This window comes from Kitasatospora sp. NPDC043949, assembly GCF_056435365.1.
In genome coordinates this window covers 71,316-92,330 of sequence record NZ_JBWKEQ010000032.1, presented here as the reverse complement: position 1 = coordinate 92,330, position 21,015 = coordinate 71,316, and the positions used below count along the sequence as shown (strand labels likewise).

The window sequence follows — 21,015 nt, the reverse complement described above, 5'->3', positions numbered from 1 at the left end:
ATCGCACCGCCTCGCGTGGCGTGAAGCGATCGGTCGTGTGAACGTCCGGCGAATGCCCGGGTGAATGTCCTGTGAGGGTCGGTGCGAACGCCTTGCGCGCGCCGGTGCGAACGCCCTGCGAACGTCCACGTGAGCGCCGGCGTGCACATCCGTGCGAACGTCCGCGTCAGCGTCCGCGCGAGCGCCCGCCGGAACGGGTGCGCGGGCTCAGCCCGCGAAGAAGGACTTGGCCGCGATCAGCGCCCGCTCGTCGCGCAGCACGTCCCCGGGGCGGGTGCCGTTGCCGAGCAGCGCGCCGCCCCAGCGCATCCCCATGTACTCGGCCGTCAGCCGGAGCATGCCGATCAGCGGTTCGGCCTTGTCGTCCTCGGTGGCGAGGGCGGTGACGCCCCAGATGGTGCCGCCGCGCATCCGGGCACGGAAGTCAGCCCCTGGCTGCCGGAGCCAGGACGACCAGTGGTCGAGGTAGAGCTTCGCGCTGGTCGGCAGCGAGTACCAGTACAGCGGTGCGACGAAGACCAGGTCGGTGGCCGCCAACGTGGCGTCCAGCAAGGTCCGTTCGTGGCCGACCGGCTCGGGGTGGCGGCCTCCCTCGACGTGCCGCAGGTCCTCGAAGGGCGGCAGCGGGTGCTCGCTCAGCCGCAGCCAGCGCTGCTCCGACCCGGCCGGCAGGCTCGCCTCGGCGGCCAGCCGGGCGAGTTGCTCGGAGTTGCCGCCGGCCCGCGCACTGGCGTTGAGGAACAGAAAGGTGCGCGGCGCCTCGGCGCCCGTCGGCTGGTCGGCCATCGGGACTCCCCCGGTCGGTGGTGCGGATGAAGGTGCGAGCACCCCCCGCCCCCCGGTTGTTCCACGTCCGGCGCCCGGGAGTTCGCCCGGGAGTTCGCTCAGGCGGGCAGGCCGGCCCGGCGCCGGGCGACGGCCGCGACCGCCGCCCAGTCCTTGTCCGCGTCACCGTGGGCCAGCGCGTCCAGGAAGGCGTCCCGCAGGATGCCGCCGAACGGGAGCGGGACGTTCCGCGCGGCCCCGGCCTCCAGGGCCAGGCCGACGTCCTTGAGGCCCAGCGGCAGCCTGAACCCGGCCGGCTCGTAGCGGCGTTCGGCCACCATCGCGCCGTAGCCGGAGTAGACCGGCCCCGGGAACAGCGTGCCGGTGAACATCTCGACCAGGTCGGTCGGCCGGACGCCGTGGGCCTCGGCCAGGCTGCACGCCTCGGCCATCGACTCGATCGCGCAGGCCAGCAGGAAGTTGGTGCTGATCTTGGCGGTGTTGGCCTGTCGCGGGCTCGCACCGAAGTGCCAGGTGTGCTCCCCCATCGCGGCGAACAGCGGCTCCGCGCGGGCCAGCAGCTCCGGCGCGCCGGCGGTCAGGATGTTCAACCGGCCGGCCGCCGCGACCGGCGGACGGCCGAGGACCGGGGCGGCCAGGTAGCCGATGCCGTGCTCGGCGTGCAGTGCCTCGGCGCGCTCGGCGAGTCCGACGGAGATGCTGGCCATGTTGACGTGCAGGGTCGTCGCGGCGCCCGCGAGCAGGGCGGGGTCGAGCAGCAGCCGTTCGACCGCCTCGTCGTTGGCGAGCATGGAGACCACGGTGTCGGCGGCGTACACCTCGGCGAGTGTGCCCGCCGCCTCGGCGCCCTCGGCCACCAGGGTGGCCACCGGCTCGGGCGAGCGGTTCCAGACCCGGACGGTGTGGCCGGCCCGCAACAGGCTGCCGGCCATGCCCCGCCCCATCGCACCCAGCCCCACGAAGCCGATCGTCGCCCCGGTCATCCCGCACTCCCGTCGCCGTCACCGTCACTGTCACCGCATCTGCGGATGACTGTACGTCAGGAGACGGTGGCCTCCTGCGTACTGGACGGACTCACGCGCAGGCGCGCTCCGGTAGCCGGACGCGGCCGCGCTCCAGCTCGGTGACCACCCGGCGGCTCAGCAGCTCGTACTGGGCCTGGAGCCGGCCGGGGCGGGCCGGGCGGGCGACCGGACGGCCGGGGCCGACCAGTTCGTCCGGCCCGAACTGCTCGCGGGTGAGGTCGATCTCGATGCCGGTGGCGAAGCGGTTCCACCAGTGCAGATCCGTCCGGACCCCGCCGACGTGCACCTCGCCCATCATCAGCTCGCCGCCGAGCAGGTCGTGCACCACCATCGCCGTCACCCCGCACTGGCCGCGGGCGGGATTGTCGGGACGCCAGTGGGCCAGATCCTCGGGCGCACAGGTGTCGACACCCCAGGAGGAGCGGATCGCACGTTCGATGTCGTTGAGGGTCCACGCCGTCATACCGGGAAGCCTGCCATGCACCACTGACAGCGGCACCGGCTTTTCAGAGGGCCACCCCGTGTTCTGCGGAGACCTTCTCGATCTTCACCCGAACGAGCAGTTCCCCCGGCACGCCGTTCCGGGCCCCGTACTGCTCCGCGACGTCCTCCCCCATGTACCGGGCGGCGATCCGGGTGGCCCAGGCGCGCACCTCGGCCAGGTCCTCGCTCAGCCGGGCGGTGCCCTGCACGAGAACGTACGCGAAGGGCGGCCGGTCGTCGTCCACGCAGATCATCACCCGGCCGTCGCGGGCCAGGGTGCGGCCCTTGACGGTGCCCGCACCGGTGTTGAAGACGAGCTCGTCGCCGTCCAGCAGGAACCAGACCGGCGCGACGTGCGGACGGCCGTCGGCCCGGGTGGTGGCGAGCTTGGCGGTGCGGGTGCCCTCGGAGAGGAACGCCCGCCACTGGTCATCGGTCATCGTCGGCATACCGCCCATCCTGGCCGGTCGGCCCGCCCCGCGCATCAGGGGACGGGCAACCGGCCAGGGGATCACTTCGCCAGTGCGGCGACACCCGCCTGCGCGAACTGCTCGTCCAGGTCGCCGCTCGGCGCGCCCGCGACACCGATCGCCGCGACCGGGGCGCCCTTGGACTGCACCGGGGCGCCGCCGGCCAGGAACAGCGTGCCCGGGATGTCCTTGAGGGTCGGGGCCTGGGCCAGCCGCTTGGTCAGCTCCGAGGTCGGCGCGTTCCAGGAGACCGCCGTGAACGCCTTGCGCTGCGCCGACTCCGGAGACTGCGGGCCGGCACCGTCGCCCTTGAGCAGCACCCGGGTGACACCGTCCCGGTCGACGACCGCGACCGAGACGTGCTGGCCGGCCTTGGCCGCCGCGTCCAGGGTGGCCTGGGCGGCGCGGGTCGCGGCGTCGATGGTCAGGCCGGTGCTCTGGGCGAGGTTCTTGTTCTGGGTGTCGACCTTCACCGCGGCCGGCGCGGCCGGGGTCCCTGAGGTCTCGGCGCTGGCCGAGACGGCGCCCACGGTGGCGGCGAGCGCGGCGGCGGCGAGAGTGCCGGTCAGCACCCGGGTGCGCACGGAGATCTTCTTCATGGTCCAGCTCCTCAGCGGATCGGCGAACGGGATCGGGGCCGCCGGGCGGCAGGAGGTCCGCCCGGCTCCACCCCGATCCTCCGGCCGGGGCGAGGCTCGCCACATCGACGCTCCGGCGCGACCGCGCGGGCATGATGGAGGACAACCCCGTCAACCGATCGGCTGATGCGGGACCGGGTCGACCGGGCCACCATCGAGGGATCGGTGCAGGTCGGTGCGCCGGGCGCACCGGGCGCACCGGGCACGCGGTCGAGGCGGCCGGTGCCCGTCCGGATGCCGACCGCCCACCGAGGCGCCCAGGTGCCGATCGCCCGTCCAGCCAGGAGCCACCCGTGCAGCAGCCCCGCCCCGCCGCCGGTCACGACGCCGGCGACCCGGACGCGGGCCGCCTGGCGGTGCTGCTCGACTCCGCCTTCCTGCTGCTGCTCGCCGCCTCGCTCAGCCGCTACCTCACCCACCATCCCGGCAACCCCCGGATCCCCTGGGTGATCGGGCTCAGCATCGCCCTCGCCCTCGCCCAGCCGGCCGGCTCCTGGCTCGCGCACTGCCACCCGCCACCGCCACCGCCACCAGCGCCCGCGCCCGCGCCCACGCCCACGCCCACGCCCGGGGCTGAAGCTGCGCCCGGCGACCGGGTTCCGCGTCGGCGCCGGTGGCCGCTGGCCCTGGTGGTCGCGCTCTGGGTGGTGCTGGTGCTGCTCGCGCCGAGCTTCGCCTGGTGCGCCGTCCCGCTGGTCTACACCGCGCTGCGCACGCTCCCCGCGCGGGCGGCGATCCCGCTCGTGGCGGCCCTGACGCTGCTGGTGGTGATCGCCGAGCTCCGGCTGGCCGGCGGGGCGGACGCCACTCTCGTCCTGCTGCCGTTCGCGGTGGCCGCGCTCGCCACCGGCGTGTTCCTCTTCATGGACCGGCAGGACGCCCGGCAGCGCGCCCTGATCACCGACCTGGTCCGCACCCGGCGCGAACTCGCCGCCACCGAACGGCGGGAGGGCACCCACGCGGAGCGCGAGCGGCTCGCCATGGAGATCCACGACACCCTGGCCCAGGGGCTGTCCAGCCAGCAGATGCTGTTGCAGGCCGCCGAGCGCACCTGGGACACCGAGCCGACGACCGCCCGCACCCACGTCCGGACCGCCGCCGAGGTGGCGGCCCGCAACCTGGCCGAGGCCCGCCGCTTCGTCCACGACCTCGCACCGGCCGAACTCGCCGACGGCCGTCCGCTCGACCAGGCGCTGCGCGCGCTCGCCGGACGGGAGGCCGCCGAGAGCGGTCTGCCGGTCCGCTTCCACCTGGACGGCACGCCCGTCCCGCTGCCCGCCGCCGCGCAGTCCGCGCTGCTGCGGATCGCCCAGGGCGCGCTGGCCAACGTCCGGGAGCACGCCGGTGCTTCGGCCGCGGCGATCACCCTGTCCTACCTCGGCGACCAGGCCGTCCTGGACGTCGCCGACGACGGGCGGGGCTTCGACCCGGGCGCGGTCGGGTCGGCCGGCGGCCGCGGGTACGGGCTGCCCGCGATGCGCGCCCGGCTGCGGCAGTTCGGTGGCACGCTGACCGTGGAGAGCACCCCCGGCGAGGGCACCGTCGTCTCCGCCGCGATCCCCCTGGAGCACCGATGAGCGAACGAACCGGACCCGCCCCCGTCCGGCTGCTGGTCTGCGACGACCACGCGGTGGTCCGGGCCGGCCTGCTGGCGCTGCTCGCCAGCGCGGGCGACATCGAGGTGGTCGGCGAGGCGAGCACCGGGGAGGAGGCGGTCGCGCTGGCCGCCGGGCTGGCGCCGCAGGTGGTGCTGATGGACCTCCAACTCGGCGACGGCATCGACGGGGTGGAGGCCACCCGGCGGATCACCGCCGCACCGGGCGGCCCGCACGTGCTCGTGCTCACCACCTACGACACCGACGCCGACATCACCCGGGCGATCGCCGCGGGCGCCACCGGCTACCTGCTGAAGGCCGAGCGGCCGGAGGAGTTGTTCGCCGCCGTGCACGCCGCCGCCCGGGGCCGTACGGTGCTCTCGCCGCCGGTCGCCTCCCGGGTGATGGCGCAGATGCGGGCGCCCGCACCGCAGCTCACCGAGCGCGAGCAGGACATCCTCGCGCAGCTGGGGCAGGGGCTGGGCAACCGGGAGATCGCCCGGGCACTGTTCATCAGCGAGGCCACCGTGAAGACCCATCTCGGCCGGATCTACGACAAGTTGGGGGTGGACACCCGGTCCGGCGCGGTGGCCGTGGCCAAGGAGCGCCGACTGCTGCGCTGACGGGCCCTCACGTACGGCCGGGCCGTCCCGCCGGTGAACTCACTCCGCATCAGCCTGCCATAGCACCACCGGACGCATCCGCTGCGCTCAGCGCTCGCGCGGTGTCACTGCGTGCTGCCATGATGCTCGGAATGTCGGATTCCAGCGCGGCCCGCCGCACGGCCTGCCGCCCGTACCGGAGCCCGTCGCGCGCCCGTCGAAGGGTCGCCGGGCGTCCTGCCGGGCCTCAACCCGCTGGTCCAGCGCCTGGCGGGACCTTACGGACCGACCGTCACGTTTGTGGATTTTTCGTGGATCCCACTATTGACAAACCAACCACGCGGTTTGTTACCGTGATACCAACGACGTCCCCGGGGGTGGGGGCTCGCCGGGGCCTGTGCGGACCGCTCTCGCCGGAGGGTGCTGCCAGGGGGGAACGGCGGGGCTGCCGGGGAGTCGGGGGGAGCGGCAGCGCGAAGCCGCGCGACGAGGCGGTGCGGAGCGAGTCCGGGGGGACTCGCTCCGCGCCTCCCCTGCGTCCACGAACCTCCGCCGCCCCCAGCGCCTTCCGGTTCTTCCGGCTCCCCGGTTCTTCCGGCTCCCTGGTTCTTCCGCAGCCGGACAGAGCCTGGCTAGCCCATCGCGCTCCAGTACGGGCAGCACACGTTCGGCAGCGGTGCCGGGCCGCGACCGCCGGCGCCCTGCAGTGACGGCAGCCGCTCCGAGCGGGCCACGCCGGGCGAGCTCGCGGTCAGTCCAGCCTCGCCCAACTCACCGAATGTCAGAGCCAGTCGATAACCGTCCAGAGTGGCGGCGGCGACTCCGGGGCGGCTCCGGCCGGCGTTCAGCGAAGTGATCGTCCAGCCTCGCCGCCGCCAGTGCCACTCGACCGCGTCCACCAGTGCCGCCCGCCGGACCGCCGAGACGATGGTGAGGATGTCCCGCCCCCGGGTGACGTACCAGCGCAGGTCCGGGTCCCGCCCCGGCAACGGCAGCCGCGCGCCCGCTCTGGGTGCCGCCCCCTGCCAGACCGGCGCCGGCCGGACAGCGTCCAGGGTGTCCTGCAGCAGTGTCTCGCAGCGCTCGGCCGCTTCGAGCTGATCGACCGCCGGCGTCGGGCCGAGCCACCGGGCGGGCGGCACGACCGGCACACCGCCTCGGCTTCCACTCGGGAATCCGACATTCAGTTCGGCACCACCTGGCTGCACTGGTCCCCTCCACGCTCCTCCCGGCGTTCAGACCGGGCCGGGATTCCGTCACTGCTTGGACGGTGGACGTGGACGGACAGTTCCGCCTCTTACCGTTCCCACACCCTCTTCCGCACCCCTCTCGCACGCCCCTTTCGCACGCCCCTCCCGAGCCCCCGCATCCCCCGCATCCCCCGCCTCCCCCGCCTCCCCCGCCTCCCCCGCATCCCGCAGTTCGCTCAGGCGCCGGACCTCGGTGGTGAGTTCGTCGATGCGCCGGTTCAGGGCCTGGATGCAGACCAGGGCGATGCCGTTGGCGTCGACGACGGGGATCACGCGGGTGTTCTCATGGTGGAAGTCGAAGGAGGCGTGCCAGTCCTGGGCCATCGGTCCGATGTGCCGCACCTGCTCGGGCTCCCACAGGTAGCGCCAGGTGCTGATGGGCAGGGCGACGACCGTCTCCAGCACCTGATGGCCGTTGACCGCCCCGGCCGGGGCGACCGCGGCGGTGTCAGCGGTCTCGGTGCGATCCGGGGCGGTCCGAGCCGCCTTCCCGGAGCGTCGGAACAGACCCATGCTCAGCGGCTCCAGTCGATCGGGACGCCCATCCCACCCGAGCGCCCCGCCCGCCCACGTCCGACAATCGGGACATAGGGGACCCCGCCGCCACGCTTCCCCCCATCGAGTGAAGCCCCCGCCCGGACCCGCATTCGACCGCCGCACCACCTGTACGAGCCGCCGTCCGGTCCGTCGAGAGCCGATCATCGCGAAGCCCAGGGCGAGTTGGCAGGAGCAACTGGCGATGGACCTCGGATTCGGAGTCCGGGGACGGATGTTAACGGCGGGTTTCCGACGGGAACTATGCTCACGGTCGGAAGTACGGGGGGCCTTGAGGTAAACGACGGGCCTCCCGTGCGCCCATGGCGGGTCAAGTCGCTTTTCGGGAGCTCTCATTGGGTCACGGTGCGTACCGACGGGGCGGCGATCGCTACTCGGAGTCGTCGGGCGAACGGCTCACCCCGAGGGATCCCCTGTCCCGCCTCACCAAGGCCATCGTGATCATGGTGACCCTCGGGTTCTTCACCGCCTCGGTCGTGGCCACCATCCGCAACCGCGACGGCCTCTCGTACCAACTGGCCGCCGTCATGGTCCTCTTGATTCTGCTCGGCTTCCAGATCCTGCACGCCGGCCCATGGCGCCACAGGCGGCCGTGGTGGCCGTGGAGCCTGCTCGCTCACGGAGTGATCACCTACCTGCCGTTCCTGGTCTTCGACGGAGCGTGGGTCGGCATCCCCGGGTCGTTCGCCGGATCGATGCTGCTGACCGTCGCCGCACCCAGGTCCTGGATCCTCTTCACCCTGCTGGTGGCGGGCCAGTACCCGATCTACGCGGCGCTGGGCGACAACGCCGGGCAGTGCCTCAACGCGAGCGTCTCCACGGCAGCGGGCGGAATCGTCGTCTACGGCGTGGCCCGACTGGCCGACATGACCGCGGAGTTGCGGGCGGCCCGCACCGAGCTGGCGGAGCGCGCTGTGGACCAGGAGAGGCTGCGCTTCTCGCGGGACCTGCACGACCTGCTCGGCTACAGCCTCTCCGTAGCAGCGCTGAAGTGCCAGATCGCCGAGCGGACCGTACTGGAGGACCCGCGGCGCGCCCGGGCGGAGATCTCCGAGGTGCTGGCGATGGTGAGGCAGGCGATGTCCGACACCCGTTGGATCTCCAGTGGCGATCTCCAGATGTCATTGGCGCGGGAAACCCGCTTCGCCGCCTCGGCGTTGCGGGCGGCCGGCATCAGCGTGGAGGTCGACCTGGCCTACGGCGCCCTGCCGCCCGAGCACGACGCCGTACTGGCGACGGTGGCGCGGGAGGCCGTCACCAACATGCTGCGGCACAGCGTGGCGCGGCGCTGCGAGATCCGGGCCGTCAGGGGCGAACTCGGCGATGTGAGCCTGGTGGTGTCCAACGACGGCGTCCTGGCGGAGGGCGTCTCGGTGGATCCGGGCGGCGGCCAGGGCATCGACAACCTCACGGAGCGGTTGCTCGCCGTCGGGGGGCGGCTGACCGCGGAGGAGGGCGAGACCGGCTGGTTCCACCTCTCGGCGGTCATCGCGGCCCCGCAGACCAGGACGACGTCCAGGGCCGGCTGACCGTGCGGTCGTGGCCGCGCGGCGCCCGGCGGCGACGGCCACGACCGCACGGCGCCCGCTACTCCCGGAGTCCCATGGCCTCGACCGGCTCCCTGCGCAGCGCCAGCCGGGTGGTCAGCAGTACGGTGCCCAGACCCAACAGAGCCGCCCCGCCCAGCACCGCGGCCGCCCAGGCCGCGGATACGGACGGCCAGGCCGAGCCGGTGAGCGCGAGACTGACGGGCACCAGGACGGCGGCGGTGACCGCGGCGCCGAGGGCGAGGGCCACGCCGACCGTGATGCCCCCCTCCCAGGCCATCATGCGCAGGATCTGACGGCGGGTGGTACCCACCAGACGCAGCAGGGCGAACTCGCGCAACCGCTCGGTCGTGGCCATCATCAGGGTGTTGACGACGGCGATGGCCGTGAAGAAGCTGATCATGCCGAGGAGCAGCCGGCCGACGGCCGTGGCCGACTCCTGCCGGTGCCTGCGGGCGTCGTCGTACGCGGCCCGGTCGCTCGTACGGGCCATGGGGTAGGCGGCGGTGAGGCTTTGGAGCTCCCGGCCGACCTGCTGGGGGTCGGCGTCGGGGGCGGAGCGGACCAGGACCGTCGGCGCGAGGGGGTCCGGCGTGTGCGCGGCGGCGAACTCGGTGGGCATGAGGGCGTCGGCGAACCCCAGGTCGCGGTCGTAGACGGCGACCACCGTGGCGGTGCTCTCGCTGCCGTCCGTCCAGCCGATCCGGAGCTTGGCGCCGACGCCCGCGCCGAGTCCGGAGGCGGAGCGCTGCCCCAGCGCGACGCCGTCCCCGCGCAGTTGGTCCAGCGAGCCCACGGTGACCCCGGGATCGAGCAGCTCGGACAGCTCCGTGGAATCGACCACCCGGGCGCTGACGCCCCGCGAGCCGGCGGTGCCGGGCGATGCGTTGGACACCATGGTCATGGCGGGCACGACCCCGCTGACCGCTTTGACGCCGGGCAGTCGGCGGGCCGCGGCGACGAAGTCCGGCGGGAGCCCGACACCGTCGGCCTGGACCACGTGGTCGGCCCGCAGCCTTCGACCGTCCTCGACCCCGGCGGCCTGGGCCTTGACCCCGGGGACGAACAGCACCGTGCTGGTGAAGGCCACCGCCAGCACCAGCGGGGTGACGGCGGCGGCGAAGCGGCGGGGCTGGGCGCGCAGGGCCGCGGACGCGAGGAACCCCGCCACGGGGAAGAGCCTGCCCACTGGTCCACCGATCACCACACTGGCGACCCGCCCGATCACCGGTCCGAGCAGCGCCACCCCCAGGAGGAGCAGCAGGACCATGCTCTCGGCCGTGCCCGCCCCGCTCCGGCTGCCCGTGGAGGACGCCAGCACCACGGCGCACACGGCGAGCGTCCCGGCCCCGAGCACCGCCCGCACCCAGCCGATCCGCGGCGCGGGCGCGGCGGACTCGCGCAGGGCCTGGGTCGGTTCGACCCGGGACGCCCGGCGTGCCGAGGCCCACACGGCGAGTTGTGCGGTGACGACGACCCCGCCGACGACGGTCAGCAGTGCGGTGGGCCCGACGTGGAGCGGGACGTCGGAGCGGACCACACCGCGGTCGACGAGTACGCCGCGGAGCAGCGACGCGACGCCGACCCCGACCGGGCATCCGACCAGCGCGGCGCCGAGGGTCAGGACCAGCGTCTCCATCGCGATCATCCGCCGCACCTGTCCCGACGTGGCGCCCACCGCCCGCAGCAGGGCCATCTCCCGCAGGCGTTGCTGGACGGTGAGCGCGAGCGCTCCCGCCACCACGAACACCGAGATGAACAGGGACAGGACGCCGACGGTCCCGGCGAGCGAGGCCAGGCCGTCCCCGGGCCCGGGTGTGCCCGAGAACTCCCGCTCGCCCCGCTGGTCGCCGGTGCTCACCTCGGGCCCGGACCAGAGCTCCGTCCCGGTGGCCGGGAAGGCCGTGGCGAGGACCTGTTCGACCTGCGCGGCCAGCGCCTGCGGATCGGCTCCGTCCCGTGCCGTGATGCCGATCGCGTCCGCGCCCTTGGTGGTGCCCGCGAGCCGGGCCGCCTGGTCGGGGCTGAAGAAGAGGGCGGCCTGGCGGGCCAACTCCCGTGGGGATGCGGCCAGTCCGGACACCGTGTAGGCACGGGGGGCGGTGGTGGTGGCCAGCCGCACGGTGTCGCCGGGCCGGAGCCCGCCGCGTGCGGCCGTCGCCTCGTCGAGGACCACCTCGTCGGGGCCGGTCGGCGGGTGGCCGGAGGCCAGGTGGAAGGGGGCGAGGACGGCGCTGGTCCAGGAGTGCCCGAGGGACGCGCCGCCCTGCGGGCCGGAGAGGACCTGCCCCGATCCGGTGATCACGGCGGCGGGGAAGGAGACCTCCGGGGCGACGGTCCCGGCGCCGGGCAGTGCGGCCAGCTTTCCGATCAGCGGGTCGACGTCGGCCATCCGGGTCGAGCCGCTGATCACGACCGGGGCCGCCGCGTAGCGTTCGGTGGGGGTGCCCGCACGCAGGGCGGACTCCAGCAGGACACCGCACGCGGCGGTCAGGACGAGGGCGAACGACAGTGCGGTGAAAGCACCGGCGAAGCCCGCCTTGCGGGCGCGCACCGTCTGCCAGGCCAGTAGAAGCATGCCGTTCAGCGCCTTCCCAGGTGGGTCATCCGGTCCGCGACCTGCTCGGGCGAGGGGCTGGCGAGTGCCTCGACGAAGGAGCCGTCCGCCAGGAAGAACACCTGGTCCGCGGAGGAGGCGGCGACCGGGTCGTGCGTCACCATGATCACGGTCTGCCCCAGTCCGTCGACGACGTGCCGCAGCAGCCGCAGGACCTCCGTACCGGTGGTGCTGTCCAGGGCGCCCGTGGGCTCGTCCGCGAAGACGACCTCGGGTCGCGTCACCAGGGCCCGGGCGATCGCCACCCGCTGCTGCTGACCGCCTGACAGCTGGGTGGGCAGGTGCCGCACCCGGTCGGCGAGGCCGGTCCGGTCGAGGATCTCCCCCAGCCAGGCCCGGTCCGCCCGGCGCCGGGCCAGTCGCAGCGGCAGCGTGACGTTCTGTTCGACCGTCAGGGAGGGCAGGAGGTTGAAGGACTGGAAGACGAAGCCGATCCGCTGCCGGCGCAGGACGGTCAGCTCGGTGTCGCCGAGCGCCCCCAGCTCCACGCCGGCCAGCCGGACCTGACCGGAGGTCGGACGGTCGAGCCCGGCGGCGCAGTGCAGGAACGTGCTCTTCCCGGACCCCGAGGGCCCCATCACCGCGGTGAACCCGCCCCGCCGGAACTCCATCGACACCTCGCGCAGGGCGTGCACGGCCCCCGCCCCGCGCCCGTACACCTTGCTCACCCCGTCGAGCCGCACCGCCAGGTCCGGCTCCGAAGCGGAATGGGCCTGTTCCGGATCGCTGGAATCCGCAGTCCGAGAGAAAACGGGAATCCCCTCCTCGATGTGGCGCCCTGCCCTCATTTACCGCGAGCTTAGCCAGATCCACATTGCCCGCCCGGACCTCCGACGGCGTCCGGACAGCGCTCGGGCGGCGGCCCCGGAGGCTCCGCCCCAGGTCAACTGGGCACCAGGTCTGCTGGGCTGCCCGCCCGGGAGGGCCTGGACGTGGACAACCCATGGACACATCCATGCGAATCGCATGGGGCATTCCATGGAATACCTCGCGACTAAAAGGCCGCCTGAATATCAGGATCACACGTGTGCGAAATAATCAAACGCCGGCCTTCGAAATTTGACGAAGAAAATTTCCGGTCCGGCTTTCCGGCTTTCCGGACTTCCGGACTTCCGGACTTCCGATGGTTCGACCCCTGCACCTGGGCCACTGGCAGCGACCCGCCGGGGCCGGGGCCCTATGAGGGGCGAGGGCCGGCGGAGAGCCAGCCCATCTCCTCGGCGATCCGAATGGCGTCCACCCGGCTGCGTCCCCCGGCCTTGGTCACCGCGGCGGCCAGGTGGTTGCGGGCGGTTCCCGCCGAAATGAACAGCCGGGCGGCGATCTCCGTCACGGAGGCACCTTCCGCAGCCAGGCGCAGGGTGTCCAACTCCCTGGGCGTCAGCGGGTTCTCGCGCGCCCCCAGAGCGGCGAGGGCCAGCTCCGGGTCGATGGCGCGCTCGCCGGCGGCCACCTTCCTGATCGCCGCGGCCAGTTCCTGGGCCGGGGCGTCCTTGCCGAGGAACCCGAGCACGTGAACGGACATCGCACTGCGCAGATGCGCGGGTCTCGCCAGCCCGGTCAGGATGAGCGTCCCGCACGTCGGGAGCTTGTCGTGCAACTCGGCCGCGGCCCGGAGCCCGTCCAGACCGGGCATGTCGATGTCGAGCACCGCCACGTCCGGCCGGACCCGCAGTGCCGTCGGCACCACCAGGTCACCGCGTTCGACGTCCGCGACGACCTCCAGATCGTCCTCGTACGCGAGGAGTGCCATCAGCGCGCTGCGCACCATGGTCATGTCCTCGGCTAACAGAACCCTGATCATCTGCGTCCTCCCCTGGCAGGCAACCGCCGCCCGCGCGGCTCCATGAGACAACAGGGCTGCGGGCAGCCCGTATCCGATTGATCCACCATGCGTTACCGCGAGCGACGGAAACAACAGTGCGAACCCGATCGAACTACGGCCGCCCCTCCGCGAACACGGATCCGGCACGGCGGACCCGAAGTGGCCCGGACAACAGAAGAGCCGCAGGTCAGATGACCTGCGGCTCTCGGTATGGAGCGGGCGACGAGAATCGAACTCGCGCTCTAAGCTTGGGAAGCTCATGTTCTACCATTAAACTACGCCCGCCTGATGAGCCGTCAGAGACCGCTCAATCCAGTGTCACTGTACCCCATTCGCGACTGTGGTTGCACGGCCCGCCCGGGGAGTGGCGGGGCGGGCGGGGGTGGGTGGGGGGCGTACTGTGTGGGCCGCGTACGAGTGCTCCGGCGGGTGGGTTCGGGGCGGCGAGCCACGGTGTGGAATGTCCGGAGCATCCCCTAATGTGACGCTGTCCCGGGGCGAGGTCCCGCGGGGCGCGATGAGTACGGGTGAGTACTGGGTTAGGGATGGGAAGGGGATCGATGGAGCAGCGCGCCGTCGTTCGTTGTGCCGAGGGGCACCTGTTCAGCACCACCACGTTCCCGATGCAGAACCTCGGTCCGGGCCGGCTCGGGCCCGGGCGGCTGATCCGCTGTCCGCAGTGCGGGCGGCTGAGGAGTTCGGTGCTGGCCGACGTGCGGGAGCTGTCGGCGCCGCAACTGGACCGGGCGCTGCGGCTGGAGGCCGCGGAGTTCCTGGCCTGACGGTCGACGCGAGGACGGAACGGGCCCCGGGCGGATTCGTCCGGGGCCCTGTCGTGCACGTAACCTCGAAGCGTGCTGCTCTCTGACAAGGACATCCGGACCGAAATCGACCTGGGCCGGGTCGTCGTCGACCCGTTCGACCCGGCGATGATCCAGCCGTCGAGCATCGACGTGCGCCTCGACCGCTTCTTCCGCGTGTTCGAGAACCACCGCTACCCGCACATCGACCCCTCCGAGGAGCAGCCGGACCTGACCCGGCTGGTGGAGCCCGAGGGCGACGACGCGTTCATCCTGCACCCGGGCGAGTTCGTGCTGGCCTCGACGTACGAGGTCATCTCGCTGCCCGACGACGTGGCGTCCCGGCTGGAGGGCAAGTCGAGTCTGGGCCGGCTGGGCCTGCTGACGCACTCGACGGCCGGCTTCATCGACCCCGGTTTCAACGGTCACGTGACGCTGGAGCTGTCGAACGTCGCGACGCTGCCGATCAAGCTGTACCCGGGGATGAAGATCGGGCAGCTCTGTCTGTTCCGGCTCTCCTCGCCGTCGGAGCACCCGTACGGCTCGGAGCGGTACGGCTCGCGCTACCAGGGCCAGCGCGGCCCGACGCCGTCCCGTTCGTTCCTGAACTTCCACCGCACCGACGTCTGATCCGGGCGGAGCGCACGCAGTACGGGCGGCCGACCCTCGCCGATGACGGACGAGGGGCGGCCGCCCGTCGCGTTTCCCGGGTGCTCAGGCCCGCTTGGGGCGGGTGACGGCGACCAGTTCGGTGCCGTCCTCGGAGAGCCGCAGTTCGGTGCGGAGTTCGGCGAGTTCGCCGAGGTGGTGCAGGTGGGTGCCGCCGCAGAAGATCTGCGCGCCGCCCTCGGGCAGCTCGCAGTGCCACTGGCGGCGGGCGGTGAGCTCGGGGCCGGGGACCTCGATGCGGACCGGGGCGGCGGCGGCGACCCAGGCGGCGAGCCGGGCGTTGACGGCCTCGGTGAGGGCGGGCAGGGCGTCCGCGAGGGCGGGGAGCTCGTCGGTGGCGTCCGCCGTGAAGCCCTTCTTCTTCAGCGACTTGCCGAGCCGGTAGGTGTCGGTGCTGGCCTCGGTGTCCATCACCGAGGTGGCCATCGCGAGGCTGTCGAAGTCGGGGTGGCCGAGGGCGTCGGAGCGGCCCGGGTCCTTGCGCCAGCGCGGCGCGAGGGCCTCGTTGAGGGCGAGGGCGAGCAGGTGGCAGCCGCTGTGCGAGGCGCTGAGGGCGGCCCGGCGGTCGGCGTCGACGGCGAGGACGGCGGTGCGCCCGACGAGGTCGCCGGGGTCGGTGTCGACGACGTGCAGGACCAGCCAGGACCACTCCTCGTCGCCGCGCCGGACCGGGATGTCGGCGCCGGCCAGCGGCGTTCCGCCGTCCGGGCCGACGGCGCCGGTGAGGCAGTCGACGACGGCCAGCTCGGTGCCGTCGACGGTGAGGATGCCGAGGTCCGCGGGCTGGTCGGGCCAGGTGTGGTCGAGCGGGTGGAACGGGGTGGCCCCGGTCACGACGGCGTGCCGACCGTCCCCCAGCGGGTGCACCGCGATCACCGTCGACTCGCCGGTCACCGCCCCGGCCGGGAAGCTGACGTGCGTGGTGGGGAGGGTCATTCCTGGCTCCGGTGACGTGGAACGGGTGAGGGGGTGGGGGCGTGAGGGGGTGGGGGGTGAAGGCTGAGGGGGTGAAGAGGGTGGACGGGCCCGGCCTGACCGGGATCCGTCCACCATTGTGCCCTCCGGCCGTCAGCCCAGGGTCGGCAGCTTGATCAGCACCAGCAGCGCGAGCAGTTGCACCGCCGAGGCGGCGGCCGCCTTGCCCCAGGGCAGGTCGTGCACCCGCCGGACCATGCTGGTCAGCAGGTACGCGCAGAACGCCCAGGTGGCCCATCCGGCGACCTGGACGACCGCGCTGCCCGAGGGCAGCACCAGGTCGAGCAGCAGCCGGGGCGCGTCCGTCAGCCAGCCGATCAGCGCGGCCAGGCCGACCGTCGACTTCCACGGGCCGTCCCCGCCGAGCTGGCGGGCCAGCGCGTAGGTGACGCCGCCGAAGACCGCTCCGGCCACGGCGAAGCCGATCGCGGCGGCGGCGATGCCGGTCAGCGCGACGGTGAAGGTCGAGTCGACGATGTCGTCGTGGGTCAGGCCGATGCCGAGCACCGCGAGCGCGCCGTACAGCATCGAGACGGTGAGGGCGGGCAGCCAGACCTGGTGGTCGCGGGCGCGGTCGAAGGTCGCGGTGGGGGCGCGGAAGATGCCGATGAGCAGTTCGCGCCAGTGCGGGCGGGGCCCGGCGACGTGCGGGGCGGACTGGCCGCCGGCCCGGTAGACGGTGACGTTGTCCTGGCCGTACGGCGGCTGCTGCTGCGGCCCGTAGCCGTCCTGGCCGTAGCCGTCGCCCTGCGGGTGTCCGCCCTGGTCGTAGCCCTCGGCGCCGTACCCCTCCTGTGGGTACCCGGGGTAGCCGGGGTGCCCGGGGTACTGGCCCTGGTCGTAGTACCCCTGGTGGGGCGGCTCCTGCGCGTACGGGTCGCCGGTCGGGAAGGCCCGGGTGCCGCCGGGCCGGTCGGCGGCGTACGGGTCGTAGCCGCCCTGCGGGCCCGGGGCGCCGGGGCCTCCGGGCGTGCCGTCGGGGCCGTCGGTCACGCCCCGGTGCGAGGTCGTGAAGTACTCCGGCCCGTCCGTCTGCCCGTGCCCCCCGGGCCCCGCCGGCGGCGGAGGGGGCGCCCACCCGCCGTGGGGGTCGGCGCCCTGCCCGCTGTCGTATCGATTACCAGCCACGCTCTGACGGTACCCGTCCGGCCCAATCCGCGTGGGGCCTGGACGGAGCCGGGGCCGGTTTGCAGCGAGCCTGAGACGAACGCGGCCGAAATCCCGCCGCCGACGGCGCCACCGCCGACCCGGCGACAGCGCCCCGGCCCGGCGTCCTGCTACCGCTGCGCGCTGACCGAGGGCCCGTGCACCGCGGCGGCCGCGGCGGTGCCGGCCGGGCAGCCGCCCGGGCCGGCCGAGGTGCGGACCGCGCCGACCGGCAGCAGGGTGCCGCAGGCGATCCGGATGCCGTTCGGCAGCTCGTTGTCGGACTCGACGATCGCGCCGTCGCCGATCACCGCGCCGTCCAGCGCCGAGCGGGCGCCGACGGTGGCGAAGGCGCCCACGATGGAGTCCTTGACCAGGGTCTCCGGGCCGACCACCGCGCCCGGCAGGATCACGCTGCCCTCGACGATCGCGCCGGCCTCGACCACCGCGTTCGCGGAGACCACGGTGCCGCCGCTGAGCACCGCGCCGGGGTGGACGGTGGCGCCGGGCAGCAGCAGGGCGTCGCCGGTCGGGCCGGGGACGGCCGGGGAGTCGACCTTGCCGAGCACCAGGTCGGCCGAGCCGCGGACGAACGCGGCCGGGGTGCCGAGGTCGAGCCAGTACGAGGTGTCGACGACGCCGCGCAGCAGCGCGCCGGTGGCCAGCAGCTCGGGGAAGGTCTCGCGTTCGACGGACACCTCGCGGCCGGCCGGGATGCGGTCGATGACGGACCGGGTGAAGACGTAGCAGCCGGCGTTGATCTGGTCGGTGACGATCTGCTCGGGCGTCTCCGGCTTCTCCAGGAACTCCAGCACCCGCCCGTTCGCGTCGGTCGGGACGAGGCCGAAGGCGCGCGGGTCCTCGACCCGGGTGAGGTGCAGGGTGACGTCGGCCCCGGCGGCCACGTGGCCGTCGCGCAGGGCGGCGATGTCGACGCCGGAGAGGATGTCGCCGTTGAAGACCAGCACGGGCTCGTCGGGGCCGCAGGTCAGCCCGGTCGCCGCGTTGCGGATCGCGCCGCCGGTGCCCAGCGGCTCGCGTTCGGTCAGGTAGACCAGCTCGATGCCGTACGGGGTGCCGTCCTGGAAGTGGTCCTCGAAGACCTCGGCCAGGTAGGAGGTGGCCAGCACGACGCGGGTGACACCGGCGGCGGCCGCGCGGGCCAGCTGGTGTGCGATGAAGGGGACGCCCGCCACCGGCAGCATGGGCTTGGGGGTGTGGGTGGTCAGCGGACGCAGTCGCGTGCCCTTACCACCGACCAGCATGATCGCCTCGGTCATGGTCTGCGCTGTTCCCCTTGTGCTCTGCGGCCCGGCCCGGCGGGCCGATACCTCCGTCGGTGGTCAGGACCCGTCCGGCCGTCCGGAACGGGTCGACCGGCGCGAGGCCGGTCTGCCGCCTACTGTATTTCCTCCCAACGGGCGGACACTCAGGCGGCCGTGCGATTGGCACCACTCCCCTACGGGTCCCGCCCCGGATCCGCCCCCGGTCCGGCCCGTCCCGGCCCCCCAAAAGCCAGGCCCGGCGGGCGCTCTCGCGGCGACCACCGGGCCGGGCAGTTGTAGCAGAACTGTCGAACAGAGGACGCTACGCGTCCACCGTCGCAGGCTCCTCGGCGGCGGCCGGCGGGGTCGCCCTCACCGAGTCGAGCAGCAGCTGGGCGACGTCGACCACCTTCAGGTGCTCCTTGGCAGCGCCCTCGTTCTTCTTGCCGTTGACCGAGTCGGAGAGCATCACCAGGCAGAACGGGCAGGCGGTGGAGACGATGTCCGGGTTGAGGGACAGCGCCTCGTCCACGCGCTCGGTGTTGATCCGCTTGCCGATGCGCTCCTCCATCCACATCCGGGCACCGCCGGCGCCGCAGCAGAAGCCGCGCTCCTTGTGCCGGTGCATCTCCTGCTGACGCAGACCGGGGACCTTGTCCATGATCTCGCGCGGCGGGCTGTAGACCTTGTTGTGGCGGCCCAGGTAGCAGGGGTCGTGGTAGGTGATCAGGCCCTCGACCGGGTTGACCGGGACGAGCTTGCCCTCGTCGATCAGGTGCTGCAGCAGCTGGGTGTGGTGGATGACCTCGAAGTGGCCGCCCAGCTGCGGGTACTCGTTGGCGATGGTGTTGAAGCAGTGCGGGCAGGTGGCGACGATCCGCTTGACCGGCGCGTCCTCCAGGGCCGCGTTCAGCGTCTCGACGTTCTGCGCGCCGAGCATCTGGAAGAGGAACTCGTTGCCCAGCCGGCGGGCGGAGTCACCGGTGCAGGACTCCTCCTTGCCGAGGATGGCGAACTTCACGCCCGCGGTGTGCAGCAGCTCGGCGAAGGCCTTGGTGGTCTTCTTGGCGCGGTCCTCCAGGGCGCCGGCGCAGCCGACCCAGTAGAGGTACTCGACCTCGGCGGGGTCGATGTCCTCGCCGATCACCGGCACCTCGATGCCGGTCTCCTTCTTGAGCTCCTTGACCCAGTCCAGGCGGGCCTTGGTGGCCATGCCCCACGGGTTGCCCTTGTTCTCCAGGTTCTTGAGCATCGTCCCGGCCTCGGTCGGGAACGAGGACTCGATCATCACCTGGTAGCGGCGCATGTCGACGATGTGGTCGATGTGCTCGATGTCCACCGGGCACTGCTCGACGCAGGCGCCGCAGGTGGTGCAGGACCACAGGACGTCCGGGTCGATGACGCCGTTCTCCTCGGCGGTGCCGATCAGCGGGCGCTCGGCCTCGGCCAAGGCGGCCGCCGGGACGTCCTTGAGCTGCTCGGCGGTGGCCTTCTCCTCGCCCTCCATGTCCTTGCCGCCACCGGCCAGCAGGTAGGGCGCCTTGCCGAAGGCGTGCTCGCGCAGGCCCATGATCAGCAGCTTCGGCGAGAGCGGCTTGCCGGTGTTCCAGGCCGGGCACTGCGACTGGCAGCGGCCGCACTCGGTGCAGGTGGAGAAGTCGAGGATGCCCTTCCAGGAGAAGTGCTCGACCTGGGAGACGCCGAACACGGCGTCGTCGGCCGGGTCCTCGAAGTCGATCGGCTGACCGCCGCTGGTCATCGGACGCAGGGCGCCGAGCGCGGTGCCGCCGTCCTCCTCGCGCTTGAAGTAGATGTTGAAGAAGCCGAGGAAGCGGTGCCAGGCCACGCCCATCGAGGGGTTGATGCCGATGGTGGTCGCCCACGCGAACGAGATGCAGATCTTCAGCATCGCGAAGAGGTAGATCAGGTTCTCCAGCGTGCCGTGCGACAGGCCGCTGAAGGCGGAGACCAGCGGGTACGAGACCAGGTGCTCGGGCCCGTACGAGTCGACGCCGTTGAGGGCGCCCTCCAGGGCGCGCAGCATCAGGATGCAGAGGCCGATGCCGAGGATCGTGTACTCGACGTAGAAGGCCTGCCAGGCGATCGAGCCGGCGAAGCGGGACTTGCGGCCGGACCGGGACGGCAGGCTGAGCAGCCGGATCACGATCAGCGTCGCGATGCCCAGCGTGGTGAGGGTGCCGACGAGCTCGACGAAGAGCTGCCAGAGCATCCAGTGGCCGATGATCGGCAGCGCGAACTCGGCGTCGAAGAGCTGGCCGAAGGCGTTGACGATGGTCAGCACCAGGCTGAAGAAGCCGACCGCGACGAACCAGTGGGCGATGCCCACGATCCCCCAGCGGTTCATCCGGGTGTGTCCGACGAACTCGACCGCGACGGTCTTCACCCGCTGGGCGGGCTGACCGAAGCGGGTGGGGTCCGGCTGGCCGGTCCGTACCACTTTGTAGATGTACAGCGCCGCACGGGCGGCGAGCGCGGTGCCGATCACGAACGTGACCAGCGAGATGACGATCGCTGCTAGCTGCATCGGCTCTCCGTCTCCTGCGGCTTGCTGTTGAGCGGTCTTTGAACGGTCTTGCGTGGAAGGGATTGTACTCGCCGGTAACTTTCCGGGCCGACGGCCCGGACATTACCGCCCACCACCAGTCCTCCAGAAGGTTCCCAAGCTATGGCGGCAGTCACGTGGCGCCACACGCGCCGCGGCCGGCGACCACGGCCACGACCAAGGCCACGGGAAGTCGCCGCGGCC

The 21,015-nt window shown here is 72.8% G+C and carries 18 protein-coding genes, 1 tRNA gene and 1 pseudogene; 5 read left to right on the top strand and 15 right to left on the bottom strand.

Features of this window, described 5'->3' with window-relative positions:
* Positions 1-207: 207 nt before the first annotated feature.
* The 5 genes from AC07AL_RS24930 to AC07AL_RS24910 all read right to left on the bottom strand — a co-directional run bounded on the left by AC07AL_RS24930 (position 208) and on the right by AC07AL_RS24910 (position 3,363).
* Complete coding sequence (locus AC07AL_RS24930) at positions 208-786, bottom strand: flavodoxin family protein (protein ID WP_478318212.1); 579 nt, start codon at positions 784-786, stop codon at positions 208-210.
* A 98-nt stretch (positions 787-884) separates the two neighbouring features.
* Entirely contained in the window at positions 885-1,769 is an 885-nt protein-coding gene (locus tag AC07AL_RS24925) for an NAD(P)-dependent oxidoreductase (RefSeq protein ID WP_478318210.1), read from the bottom strand.
* 91 nt (positions 1,770-1,860) lie between these two features.
* Positions 1,861-2,274, bottom strand: coding sequence for a YunG family protein (locus AC07AL_RS24920; protein ID WP_363579795.1), 414 nt, complete (start codon positions 2,272-2,274; stop codon positions 1,861-1,863).
* A 43-nt stretch (positions 2,275-2,317) separates the two neighbouring features.
* Positions 2,318-2,734 carry a PPOX class F420-dependent oxidoreductase gene (locus AC07AL_RS24915; protein ID WP_107453052.1) on the bottom strand — a complete coding sequence of 139 codons (417 nt, stop codon included), beginning with the start codon at positions 2,732-2,734 and terminating at the stop codon, positions 2,318-2,320.
* Between the two features lie 71 nt (positions 2,735-2,805).
* Positions 2,806-3,363: a GlcG/HbpS family heme-binding protein gene (locus AC07AL_RS24910; protein WP_363579796.1), complete on the bottom strand. Its 558-nt coding sequence runs from the start codon at positions 3,361-3,363 to the stop codon at positions 2,806-2,808.
* A gap of 332 nt (positions 3,364-3,695) precedes the next feature.
* Here AC07AL_RS24910 and AC07AL_RS24905 point away from each other — a divergent pair, with 332 nt between their 5' ends.
* Positions 3,696-4,979, top strand: a complete 1,284-nt coding sequence (locus AC07AL_RS24905; RefSeq protein WP_363579797.1) for a sensor histidine kinase — start codon at positions 3,696-3,698, stop codon at positions 4,977-4,979.
* Positions 4,976-5,620, top strand: a complete 645-nt coding sequence (locus AC07AL_RS24900; protein WP_363619468.1) for a response regulator transcription factor — start codon at positions 4,976-4,978, stop codon at positions 5,618-5,620. Before AC07AL_RS24905 ends, AC07AL_RS24900 begins: the two co-directional genes overlap by 4 nt.
* A gap of 611 nt (positions 5,621-6,231) precedes the next feature.
* On the opposite strand, the gene AC07AL_RS24895 is transcribed toward AC07AL_RS24900, so the two are convergent.
* Together AC07AL_RS24895 and AC07AL_RS24890 are read right to left on the bottom strand one after the other, a co-directional pair.
* Positions 6,232-6,750, bottom strand: coding sequence for a hypothetical protein (locus AC07AL_RS24895; RefSeq protein WP_478318209.1), 519 nt, complete (start codon positions 6,748-6,750; stop codon positions 6,232-6,234).
* A 105-nt stretch (positions 6,751-6,855) separates the two neighbouring features.
* Entirely contained in the window at positions 6,856-7,362 is a 507-nt protein-coding gene (locus AC07AL_RS24890) for a tail fiber domain-containing protein (RefSeq protein WP_478318207.1), read from the bottom strand.
* A 485-nt stretch (positions 7,363-7,847) separates the two neighbouring features.
* On the opposite strand from AC07AL_RS24890, the gene AC07AL_RS24885 reads away from it, so the two are divergent.
* Entirely contained in the window at positions 7,848-8,933 is a 1,086-nt protein-coding gene (locus AC07AL_RS24885) for a sensor histidine kinase (RefSeq protein ID WP_400804574.1), read from the top strand.
* Positions 8,934-8,991: 58 nt separating this feature from the next.
* On the opposite strand, the gene AC07AL_RS24880 is transcribed toward AC07AL_RS24885, so the two are convergent.
* From AC07AL_RS24880 to AC07AL_RS24865, 4 genes are all read right to left on the bottom strand, one after another.
* Positions 8,992-11,529, bottom strand: coding sequence for an ABC transporter permease (locus tag AC07AL_RS24880; protein ID WP_478318205.1), 2,538 nt, complete (start codon positions 11,527-11,529; stop codon positions 8,992-8,994).
* Positions 11,530-11,534: 5 nt separating this feature from the next.
* Positions 11,535-12,236: an ABC transporter ATP-binding protein gene (locus AC07AL_RS24875; protein ID WP_478318204.1), complete on the bottom strand. Its 702-nt coding sequence runs from the start codon at positions 12,234-12,236 to the stop codon at positions 11,535-11,537.
* Positions 12,237-12,745: 509 nt separating this feature from the next.
* A complete protein-coding gene (locus AC07AL_RS24870) occupies positions 12,746-13,372 on the bottom strand; it encodes a response regulator (protein ID WP_400804128.1) in 627 nt (208 codons plus the stop codon).
* A gap of 232 nt (positions 13,373-13,604) precedes the next feature.
* Positions 13,605-13,678: transfer RNA gene (locus tag AC07AL_RS24865), tRNA-Gly, on the bottom strand.
* Positions 13,679-13,953: 275 nt separating this feature from the next.
* On the opposite strand from AC07AL_RS24865, the gene AC07AL_RS24860 reads away from it, so the two are divergent.
* Together AC07AL_RS24860 and dcd are read left to right on the top strand one after the other, a co-directional pair.
* Positions 13,954-14,175 (top strand): hypothetical protein, encoded by a 222-nt coding sequence (locus tag AC07AL_RS24860; RefSeq protein WP_079135746.1) that lies wholly within the window; start codon positions 13,954-13,956, stop codon positions 14,173-14,175.
* Between the two features lie 72 nt (positions 14,176-14,247).
* Complete coding sequence (gene dcd / locus AC07AL_RS24855) at positions 14,248-14,823, top strand: dCTP deaminase (protein ID WP_363579803.1); 576 nt, start codon at positions 14,248-14,250, stop codon at positions 14,821-14,823.
* Positions 14,824-14,907: 84 nt separating this feature from the next.
* On the opposite strand, the gene AC07AL_RS24850 is transcribed toward dcd, so the two are convergent.
* The 4 genes and pseudogenes from AC07AL_RS24850 to AC07AL_RS24835 form a co-directional block, all read right to left on the bottom strand.
* On the bottom strand, positions 14,908-15,798 hold the full coding sequence (locus AC07AL_RS24850) for an alanyl-tRNA editing protein (protein WP_363579804.1): 891 nt from the start codon (positions 15,796-15,798) through the stop codon (positions 14,908-14,910).
* A 132-nt stretch (positions 15,799-15,930) separates the two neighbouring features.
* Positions 15,931-16,965: a Yip1 family protein gene (locus tag AC07AL_RS24845; RefSeq protein ID WP_478318201.1), complete on the bottom strand. Its 1,035-nt coding sequence runs from the start codon at positions 16,963-16,965 to the stop codon at positions 15,931-15,933.
* 224 nt (positions 16,966-17,189) lie between these two features.
* Positions 17,190-18,263, bottom strand: a pseudogene (gene manB / locus AC07AL_RS24840) (mannose-1-phosphate guanylyltransferase); the annotation flags it as partial.
* A gap of 307 nt (positions 18,264-18,570) precedes the next feature.
* Positions 18,571-20,793: a (Fe-S)-binding protein gene (locus tag AC07AL_RS24835; protein ID WP_363579806.1), complete on the bottom strand. Its 2,223-nt coding sequence runs from the start codon at positions 20,791-20,793 to the stop codon at positions 18,571-18,573.
* Positions 20,794-21,015: the final 222 nt, after the last annotated feature.

Coding starts and splice junctions, on each gene's coding strand:
- AC07AL_RS24930 (WP_478318212.1), bottom strand. CDS start 786: ATGGCCGACCAGCCGACGGGCGCCGAGGCGCCGCGCACCTTTCTGTTC.
- AC07AL_RS24920 (WP_363579795.1), bottom strand. CDS start 2,274: ATGACGGCGTGGACCCTCAACGACATCGAACGTGCGATCCGCTCCTCC.
- AC07AL_RS24885 (WP_400804574.1), top strand. CDS start 7,848: ATGGTGACCCTCGGGTTCTTCACCGCCTCGGTCGTGGCCACCATCCGC.
- AC07AL_RS24925 (WP_478318210.1), bottom strand. CDS start 1,769: ATGACCGGGGCGACGATCGGCTTCGTGGGGCTGGGTGCGATGGGGCGG.
- AC07AL_RS24870 (WP_400804128.1), bottom strand. CDS start 13,372: ATGATCAGGGTTCTGTTAGCCGAGGACATGACCATGGTGCGCAGCGCG.
- AC07AL_RS24900 (WP_363619468.1), top strand. CDS start 4,976: ATGAGCGAACGAACCGGACCCGCCCCCGTCCGGCTGCTGGTCTGCGAC.
- AC07AL_RS24915 (WP_107453052.1), bottom strand. CDS start 2,734: ATGACCGATGACCAGTGGCGGGCGTTCCTCTCCGAGGGCACCCGCACC.
- AC07AL_RS24890 (WP_478318207.1), bottom strand. CDS start 7,362: ATGGGTCTGTTCCGACGCTCCGGGAAGGCGGCTCGGACCGCCCCGGAT.
- AC07AL_RS24910 (WP_363579796.1), bottom strand. CDS start 3,363: ATGAAGAAGATCTCCGTGCGCACCCGGGTGCTGACCGGCACTCTCGCC.
- AC07AL_RS24860 (WP_079135746.1), top strand. CDS start 13,954: ATGGAGCAGCGCGCCGTCGTTCGTTGTGCCGAGGGGCACCTGTTCAGC.
- AC07AL_RS24850 (WP_363579804.1), bottom strand. CDS start 15,798: ATGACCCTCCCCACCACGCACGTCAGCTTCCCGGCCGGGGCGGTGACC.
- AC07AL_RS24835 (WP_363579806.1), bottom strand. CDS start 20,793: ATGCAGCTAGCAGCGATCGTCATCTCGCTGGTCACGTTCGTGATCGGC.
- AC07AL_RS24880 (WP_478318205.1), bottom strand. CDS start 11,529: ATGCTTCTACTGGCCTGGCAGACGGTGCGCGCCCGCAAGGCGGGCTTC.